The sequence below is a fragment of the uncultured Ruthenibacterium sp. genome (genome assembly GCF_963558415.1).
Taxonomy (GTDB): Bacteria; Bacillota; Clostridia; order Oscillospirales; family Ruminococcaceae; genus Ruthenibacterium.
The window spans coordinates 34,776-43,525 of the sequence record NZ_CAUWGY010000017.1 but is presented as its reverse complement, the minus strand read 5'-3'; the positions used below and the strand labels follow the sequence as shown (position 1 = coordinate 43,525).

Below are 8,750 nucleotides of genomic sequence, written 5' to 3'. Positions count from 1 at the left end.
TCGGGCGCAGCCAGATGATCTTCCTGCCGGGCGGCTTCTCCGGCGGCGACGAGCCCGAAGGCAGCGCCAAGTTCATCACAGCGTTCTTGCGCAACCCGGCGCTCACCGAGGCAGTCCACAAGCTGCTGGACGAGCGCGACGGCCTGATGCTGGGCATCTGCAACGGCTTCCAGGCGCTGATCAAATTGGGCCTTGTGCCCTTCGGCCACATTGTCGAGACCGACCGAAGCTGCCCCACCCTGACCTTCAACACCATCGGCCGCCACCAGAGCATGCTGGTGCGCACCCGCGTGGCCTCCAACATGAGCCCGTGGCTGTCCCGCTGCAAGGTGGACGACGTGCACACCGTGGCCATCAGCCACGGCGAGGGCCGGTTCGTGGCCAGCGACGAGACGCTAAAGCCCCTTGTGAAAAACGGTCAGGTGGCCACCCAGTACGTGGATTTGGCGGGCGAACCCACCATGGACGTGCGCTTCAACCCCAACGGCAGCTATCTTGCCATCGAGGGCATCACCAGCCCGGACGGCCGCATCTTCGGCAAAATGGGCCACTCCGAGCGCTCGGGCGACAATCTGTACAAGAACGTGGACGGCAACAAACTGCAGCAGATCTTTGAGGGCGGCGTGGACTACTTCAAGATTTGAGCATCATCGATGTAAAGGAAGGTTTTTTATGGCACAACACGACCGTTATATCTCTCCCTTCGAGACGCGCTACGCCTCAAAGGAGATGCAGTATATCTTTTCCGAGGACAACAAATTCCGCACCTGGCGCCGGCTGTGGATCGCTCTGGCCAAGGCCGAAAAGGAGCAGGGCCTTGCCATCACCGACGAGCAGATCGCCGAGCTGGAAGCCCACAAGGACGACATCAACTACGACGTGGCCATCGCCCGGGAGAAGGAGTGCCGCCACGACGTGATGAGCCACGTCTACGCCTATGGGGTCCAGTGCCCCAAGGCGAAAGGCATCATCCATCTGGGCGCCACAAGCTGCTACGTGGGCGACAACACCGACGTGCTCATCATGCGCGAGGCCATGGACCTTGTGCAGAAAAAGCTATTGGGCGTCATGGGCCTTTTGGCGGACTTTGCCCGCAAATACAAGGGCATGCCCGCGCTGGCCTACACCCATTTGCAGCCCGCTCAGCTCACCACCGTGGGCAAGCGCGCCACTTTGTGGCTGAACGAATTGTACATGGACTTGTGCGAGCTGGAGCACCGCCGCGCAAGCCTTGCGCTGCTGGGCTCCAAGGGCACCACCGGCACCCAGGCCAGCTTTGTGGAGCTGTTCGACGGCGACGCCGCCAAAATCAAAGCCGTGGAGGCGTTCATCGCCAAAGAGATGGGCTTTGACAAGGTGGTGCCCGTGTCCGGCCAGACCTACTCCCGCAAGGTGGATTACAACGTGCTCAGCACGCTTTCCGGCATCGCCCAAAGCGCCATGAAGTTCGGCAACGACGTGCGGCTTTTGGCAAACTTCAAGGAGATGGAGGAGCCCTTTGAAAAACAGCAGATCGGCTCTTCCGCCATGCCTTATAAGCGCAACCCCATGCGCTGCGAGCGCATTTGCAGCCTGGCCCGCTACGTGATGGCGGACGTCATCAACCCCGCGTTCACCGCCGGCACCCAGTGGTTCGAGCGCACGCTGGACGACTCCGCCAATAAGCGCGTGGCCGTGGCCGAGGCGTTTTTGGCCACCGACGCTATTTTGAACATCCTTTTGAACGTGTGCGACGGTCTGGTGGTGTACCCCAAGGTCATCCGCAGCCGCATCATGGCCGAGCTGCCCTTCATGGCCAGCGAGAACATCATGATGAGCGCCGTGAAAAAGGGCGGCGACCGCCAGGAGCTGCACGAGAAGATCCGCGTCTACGCCCAGCAGGCCGCCAAAGTGGTCAAGGAAGAGGGCGGCAAGAACGACCTCATCGAGCGCATCTGCGCCGACCCGTCGTTTGGCCTTGACTACGACGAAGTGGAGGCCATTTTGAGACCCGAGGACTTCACCGGCCGCGCCGAGCAGCAGGTCGAGGAGTTTTTGGCCGAAGTCATCGACCCGCTTTTGGCAAAACACGCCGACGCATTGAGCATCCGCGCAGAACTTTCCGTATAAGCCATCCAAGGCGCCCCCTCAGGCGAGGGGGCGCCTTTTTGGTCCGGATGTGTTATAATCAAAAAAAGGCGGAATGTGCGCCTGCGGGCGCGGTTTGAGAGGCGGAACATGAAAATCAAAACATACGAACAGCTAAAGGAGTATCTGGACCGGCAGGAGCGGGAAGGGGCCGTGTGCTTTCACGGCTTGGATGAAAAGACCCTGAGCAAGGTGGTGGTGGGGCTGGACAGCCATCAGGTGCTCACTTCCATCCCCAACGAGGAGGTCAAAACCCAGAAATTTGTGGTGCGCCAAAAGACCCGCAATTATTCCACGCCTCGGCACCGCCACGAGTACATTGAATTCATCTATGTGATGAACGGCCAAGTCACACAGGAGATCGAAGGCCGGCAAATCGTCATGCGCCCGGGCGATCTGTGCCTTTTGGATTGCAACGTGAGCCATTCCAATCAGGCTCTGGGCGAAGGGGACTGGGCGTTCAACCTCATCATGACCACCGACTTTTTCGACACCCTCTTTCAGGCGCTGCTTTCGGAAGAAAACTACGTGTTTACGTACATTGTCAACAGCCTTTACTCTGAAAGCAAGGACAGGCACTACGTTTTGCACCATCTGCCGGAACAAAGTTTTGAAGCGGAGCTGATGCGTCAGATTTTGTGCGAATACTATTCCGAGGACGGGGGCAACATGGGGCGCATGGTCAGTTGCCTTTCGCTTTTGTTCATCGAGATCTCCCGGGATCTGAGCGTGGACAGCGCCGAACAGATTTTGCAAAAGACAAAGCATCTGCGGGACAGCGTGATGGACTATCTTCAAAAGAACTACCGGGATGCCACGTTGCTTTCCACGGCCGAGCATCTGCATTTTCACCCCAATTATCTGAGCAATCTCATCAAGCGGGAGACAGGAAAAGGGTTTAAGGACATGCTCACGGACATCCGCCTGGCCGAAGCTCAGCGCCTTTTGCGCTCTACCGATTGGAAGATCGGGCGCATCGCCGAGCAGGTGGGCTATGCCAACGAAGGGCGCTTTTATAAGGTGTTCCAGCAAAAATACCGCATTTCCCCGGGGGAATATAGGCGCGAGAGGGAAAAATCTTAAAAACAGACAGGATCATCTGTATTTTTTGCATGATGAAAATTTTTCTTGTTCTTTATAATGTAGCTAGAAAAAATAAGTCAAGGAGGAATTTTCTTATGCAAAAGGCGGAAAACAGTGCTCCCAAGCGGGAAAATCTCCGCGTGATCATGACGCCTCTGGGTTCGGCGGCGTCGAACGTGTTTTATCTTTTGAACCTGACGTTCTTTTTGGCGTACTGCACCGAGGTGCTGGCGCTGAACGTGATGGTGGTGGGCTTTCTCATGACGGCCATGCGCCTGTTCGACGGCATCACCGACCCGCTCATTGCGTCGGTCATCGACCGCACCGAGACGCGGTTTGGCAAATTCCGGCCGTTTTTGGTCATCGGCTCGCTGGTAATGATCGTGTCCAGCCTGGCCATTTACATGTTGTCCATGAACATCCCTCAAAGTTTGCGGCTTGTGTGGATCGTTGTCTGGTACGCCATTTGGGTGCTGGGTTACACCTGCATGACCACCGTCAATAAATCGGTGCTGGCCATCGTGACAAAGAACCCGAAAAAGCGGCCTTTGTCCGGCATTGCGGGCGGCATTTACAGCACCGTGGTGGGGGCGCTGGTCACCATTCTCATCGTTCCCATGCTGAACAAATTCGGCGGCATGAGCTCGGCCAAGGGCTGGGCGGTGGTCATCACCGGCGCGGTGGTGCTGCACTTTGTGCTGCTGCTGGGCGCATTGTATGCCATCAGCGCCGCAGATAAACCGGAAAATTACAAGGACGCCGCCACAAAACCCGTGGAAAAAGGCGTGTTCAAAAAAAGCTTTGCGCTGTTGCGGCAAAACCAGCCTTTGCGCATGCTGCTGATCGCCACTTCCACCGATAAGTTGGCCGCCACCATGCAGAGCGCAGGCACCGTTTATTTCTACATGTACGCGGTCCAGAATCTGGATCTGCAGCCGCTGGTCAGCGGCCTGTCCACCCCCATCTCGCTGCTGGGTGCCTTTGTGGCGGGTTTTGTGGCCGTGAAAATGGGCTGCAAACGGGCCTCTCTGATGGGCTCCATCACCAACTTTGTTTTGGAAGCGCTTTTGATCGTGTTCCGTCCCTTCGGAGACAGCACGCTGCTGGTGTTCATCGTGCTGATGGCCGCCAACGCCATGTTCCGCCGCTTCTCGGCCCAGAACGTAGACCCGCTCATCGCCGAGATCATCGACTATCATCAGATGAAGACCGGCGAATTCATGCCGGCGCTCATCGGTGCATCCTTCACGCTTTTGGATAAGATCATCAGCTCGTTCGGCTCTTCTCTGGTGGGCATCATGATGGGCCTGGCCGGCTATGTCTCCGGTGCGCAGCCCACCACAGCGCTTTATGTAATGACCATTGCCATCTTCCTGGGCGCGCCGCTGCTGGGCGATTTGGCCAGCATCCTGTCCTTGCGCCGCTACGGCATCACACAGGAGGATTATGAGAAGATGTACCATCTCAAATCCGCCCGTCAGGAAAAGGTGAGCGCATGATTGAGACCATTTGCCTGAACGAGGGCTGGACACTGAGCCGGGACGGCTTTGACGAAGAAGTGGTGAACCTGCCCCACTCCTGGAACGGCCAGGACGGGCAGGCCGGCGCCATGTGGAAAGGCGTTGGGCAGTACCGGCGCACGTTTTTTGTGGATGAGCAGATGCTGAAAAGGCCTCTGTTTCTCGAGGTCAACGGCGCGGCCATGACCAGCGCCGTGTCGGTCAATGGCGTCGAAATACATCGGGACGACTGTCCCTATTCCATGTACCGCGTGCGGCTCAACGGCTGCGTCAATGCCGGGGAAAACACTGTGTGCATCACGGCGGACAACACCCCTTCGGAAAAAATCTATCCCCAGACGGCCGACTTTTCCTTTTACGGCGGCGTGTACCGGGACGTAAACCTCGTTTTGGGCACTCCGCTGGGATTTGACGTTTTGGACCAAAGCCGGGACGGCGTGCGCCTGTTTGCCCAGATGGAAAACGGCGGGTGGCTTTTGCGCGCCACCGGCACGCTGGTCAGCGAGCTTGCCTGTGCGCAGGCCGAAGTGTGCTGCCGCGTGCTCAGCCGTCAGGGCGATGTGGCGGCAAAGCAGACGCAAACCGTTTTGCTTTCGCCGCAAACGCCCTTTGCCATGGAGCTGCGCTTGGATGCGCCCCATCTCTGGCAGGGCGTTGAGGACCCGTATCTCTACACGGTGGAACTGTCCGTGTCCGCACAGGGCCGCCTTTGGGACGCTCGCCAGATTCCGTTTGGTTTCCGCACGCTGACGCTCGACGCAGAGCAGGGCGTGTTCTTGAACGGCCGCCCCATCAAGCTGAAGGGCGTGGCCCGGCATCAGGACTTCGGCGGCGTGGGCCCCGCCCTGACAAAGGCCCATATGGACCGGGACATGGAGCTGATTTTGGAGCTGGGCGCCAATACGGTGCGCCTTTCCCATTACCAGCACGACGACTATTTCTACCGCCTGTGTGATGAAAAGGGCATTCTGGCCTGGGCCGAGGTGCCGTTCATCAGCACGCTGTCCAAGGACCCGGCGGCCTTTGACAACATTCATCGCCAGCTTGAAAAACTCATTGCGCAGTGCGCAAACCATTGCAGTGTGTACTGTTGGGGCGTGCAAAATGAATTGACCATTCTGGGCCATACCCCGGACATGGATCGGCAAGTACAGCAGATGGTCCGCCTGGCCCGTCGGCTGGACCCCACCCGTCCCACCGCGCAGGCCAATCTCTATTCGCTGGAAAACGAAAGTTCTCTGCACGCACTCACGGACTTGACCGGGTACAATTTGTACTATGGCTGGTATTACGGGGAAAAAGAGGGCCTGCAGCAGCGTCTGGACGCCTTCCATGCCCAGAACCCCGGGGTGCCTGTGCTGGTCAGTGAGTACGGTGTAGACACCAATCCCGCTTATCACACCTATGCGCCCAAGGCCAAGGACTACACCGAGGAGTATCAGCTTTCGTTCTGCGACAATGCGCTGCGGGCTTTTGCGCAAAGACCCTTTGTGCTGGGCAGCTACGCCTGGAATCTGGCGGATTTCGGCAGCGACGGCCGGGACGAGGGCGGCCGCAAAGGCCAGAATATGAAAGGGCTTGTGACCATCGACCGCAAGCTGAAAAAGGATGCCTTTTACCTGTACAAGGCCCACTGGTCCGGCGAGCCGTTTGTAAAGCTGGCCGGGTCCCGGTTTGTGCATCGGCACCAAGAGAAAAACGATGTGACCGTGCTGTCCAATCTGACAAAGCTGGAGCTTGCGCTCAACGGTGCGGTCGTGGCGGTGTGCAGCGATGTGCAGCCCATGACCGTGTTCCCGAACGTGTGCCTTTCCATGGGCAAAAACCAGGTTTTGGTCCGCGGCTGGGACAAAAACGGCCAAATCTGGGAGGACCGGATGGACCTGGTGCGCACGGCCGAGGCCGACCCGTCCTACCTGGCGCCTCAAAAGCCGGACGGCCGCGCCCTGGTGGCCAACTGGTTCGAAAAGCTGGACTTGTCCGGCCCGGAATTGACAAAGCTGGACCCTGCGTGCTACTCCACCAAAGATACGTTGGAAGTGCTGCTCAAAGACGAGCGCTCTGCCGCTGTGGTGATGAAATTTTTGGGCCCGCTGCTCAAGGACCCGCGCTTTCGCCGCGCAGGGGAGATGAGCGTGAGCGATTTGGCCAAGATTCCGGTGCTGCGCTTGCCCAAGGAGCTTGTGCCGGCCATGGACCGGGAGCTCAATCAAATTCCCATCCGGCCCGAAGAAAAGAACTCTTGACAAACCGGAGAAAGTTTGTATAATAGCAGTATACGCCAAAGACTGCGACGGAAAGAGTACGTCCTGAGAAGCTTCCAAAGAGAGCCCCGGCTGGTGAAAAGGGGCGAAGGGGACAGGGCCGAACATGGTTCCCGAGTCGTGCGGGCGAGCCGAAAGGTAAGTTCGCGACGGGTGCACCCGTTATCGTGCCGCGCTGTAAGCCTGTCTCATTCGCAGGCCGCAGTGGATGAGACCGCCGGCTGCAAAGCGGCGGGAAAACAAGGTGGTACCGCGATTTTATCGCCCTTGGAGCAATGCTCTGAGGGCGTTTTTTATTGCCTTGAAAGGGAAAGGTGAACGTTTTGATCGAAATAGAACATCTCACAAAAGTGTTTGGCCAGGGGCAGCAGAAAGTCACGGCTCTGGAAGATGTGAGCCTGCAAGTGCAGGACGGGGACATCTTCGGCATCATCGGCATGTCGGGCGCGGGCAAGTCTACGCTTTTGCGCTGTTTGTCCATGCTGGAAAAACCCACCAGCGGCAAAATCGTGCTGGACGGAAGCGATTTGGCAGCCCTCAGCGGGGCAAAGCTGCGGGCCGAGCGGCGCAAAATGGGCATTGTGTTCCAGGGCTACAATTTGCTCATGCAAAAGACCGTGGCCGAGAACGTGGCCTTTCCTTTGAAGCTGGAAAAAGGGTTCGACAAGGCCGCTGTGGCTGCCCGGGTGGACGAGCTGTTGGAGCTGGTGGGCCTTTCCGACAAGGCAAACTCCTATCCGGCGCAGTTATCCGGCGGGCAAAAGCAGCGCGTGGCCATTGCCCGGGCCCTGGCCACAAAGCCGGAGATCCTTTTGTGCGACGAGCCCACCAGCGCTCTGGACCCGTTGACCACCAAGGCCATGCTGGGGCTTTTGGCGGACATCAACCGCAAGCTGGGGGTCACCATTCTCATCATCACCCACGAATTGAGCGTGGTGCGGCGCATCTGCGGCCGGGTGGCGGTCATTTGCGACGGCCGGGTGGCCGAGACGGGCCCCGTGTCCGAAGTGTTCCAAAATCCCCGCAGCGACGTGGCAAAACAATTGCTCAGTGAAAAGGAGGCGTAAAGCATGGGCGCGTTTTTGACAGAATACGGTTCTCTTTTGTGGGCCGGTACCCTCGAGACCCTTTATATGACGCTGGTGTCGGCCTTTTTCGCCTATGTGCTGGGGCTTCCCATGGGCGTTGTGCTCACCATCACAAAGCCCGGCGGCATCGCGCCGGCGCCCCGGTTCAACGCAGTGTTCGGCTGGGTGGTCAACATTCTGCGCAGCCTTCCGTTTATTATTTTGATGTTCTTCATCATCCCCTTCACCCGGGCTCTGGTGGGCACGTCCATCGGCGCCACGGCAGCGCTGGTGCCGCTCACCATCTCGGCGGCGCCCTTCATCGCCCGCATGGTGGAGCAGAGCTTAGAGGAGATCGACCACGGCGTTCTGGAGGCCGCCCAGTGCATGGGCGCCACCAAATGGCAGATCGTCACCCGGGTGCTTCTGGTGGAGAGCGTGCCCAGCCTGTTGCGGGGGCTGTCCATCAGCCTCATCACCATTCTGGGCTACACGGCCATCACCGGCAGCGTGGGCGCAGGGGGCCTGGGCAACATTGCCTTCCGGTACGGCTATCAGCGTTACCAGACCACGGTCATGTACGCCACTGTGGTGCTTTTGATTTTGCTGGTGTGCATCATTCAGATTTTCTTTGACCGCCTGGCCCGCCGGGCGGACAAGCGAAACAAATAAAACCAAATAGGAGTGGA

At 58.4% G+C, this 8,750-nt stretch carries 7 protein-coding genes and 1 other annotated feature; all 7 genes read left to right on the top strand.

Going from position 1 to position 8,750, the window contains the following annotated elements:
- On the top strand, positions 1 to 644 hold a 644-nt coding region (locus tag AB5H98_RS04830), incomplete at its 5' end, for a phosphoribosylformylglycinamidine synthase subunit PurQ (protein WP_367924792.1).
- 28 nt (positions 645 to 672) lie between these two features.
- Entirely contained in the window at positions 673 to 2,109 is a 1,437-nt protein-coding gene (gene purB, locus AB5H98_RS04825) for an adenylosuccinate lyase (protein WP_367924791.1), read from the top strand.
- Positions 2,110 to 2,217: 108 nt separating this feature from the next.
- The gene (locus tag AB5H98_RS04820) at positions 2,218 to 3,210 is read left to right on the top strand and encodes an AraC family transcriptional regulator (RefSeq protein WP_367924790.1); all 993 of its coding nucleotides are present in this window, start codon (positions 2,218 to 2,220) and stop codon (positions 3,208 to 3,210) included.
- 95 nt (positions 3,211 to 3,305) lie between these two features.
- Positions 3,306 to 4,709 (top strand): MFS transporter, encoded by a 1,404-nt coding sequence (locus AB5H98_RS04815; RefSeq protein WP_367924789.1) that lies wholly within the window; start codon positions 3,306 to 3,308, stop codon positions 4,707 to 4,709.
- The gene (locus AB5H98_RS04810) at positions 4,706 to 6,976 is read left to right on the top strand and encodes a glycoside hydrolase family 2 protein (protein WP_367924788.1); all 2,271 of its coding nucleotides are present in this window, start codon (positions 4,706 to 4,708) and stop codon (positions 6,974 to 6,976) included. The genes AB5H98_RS04815 and AB5H98_RS04810 overlap by 4 nt, the downstream gene beginning before the upstream one ends.
- A gap of 35 nt (positions 6,977 to 7,011) precedes the next feature.
- Positions 7,012 to 7,266: a binding site (T-box leader), on the top strand.
- Between the two features lie 51 nt (positions 7,267 to 7,317).
- Entirely contained in the window at positions 7,318 to 8,061 is a 744-nt protein-coding gene (locus tag AB5H98_RS04805; RefSeq protein WP_367924787.1) for a methionine ABC transporter ATP-binding protein, read from the top strand.
- A 3-nt stretch (positions 8,062 to 8,064) separates the two neighbouring features.
- On the top strand, positions 8,065 to 8,733 hold the full coding sequence (locus tag AB5H98_RS04800) for a methionine ABC transporter permease (protein ID WP_367924786.1): 669 nt from the start codon (positions 8,065 to 8,067) through the stop codon (positions 8,731 to 8,733).
- Positions 8,734 to 8,750: the final 17 nt, after the last annotated feature.

Bases quoted from the DNA above. Each gene is read 5' to 3' on its own strand.
- purB (WP_367924791.1), top strand. From the start codon at position 673: ATGGCACAACACGACCGTTATATCTCTCCCTTCGAGACGCGCTACGCC.
- AB5H98_RS04820 (WP_367924790.1), top strand. From the start codon at position 2,218: ATGAAAATCAAAACATACGAACAGCTAAAGGAGTATCTGGACCGGCAG.
- AB5H98_RS04815 (WP_367924789.1), top strand. From the start codon at position 3,306: ATGCAAAAGGCGGAAAACAGTGCTCCCAAGCGGGAAAATCTCCGCGTG.
- AB5H98_RS04810 (WP_367924788.1), top strand. From the start codon at position 4,706: ATGATTGAGACCATTTGCCTGAACGAGGGCTGGACACTGAGCCGGGAC.
- AB5H98_RS04800 (WP_367924786.1), top strand. From the start codon at position 8,065: ATGGGCGCGTTTTTGACAGAATACGGTTCTCTTTTGTGGGCCGGTACC.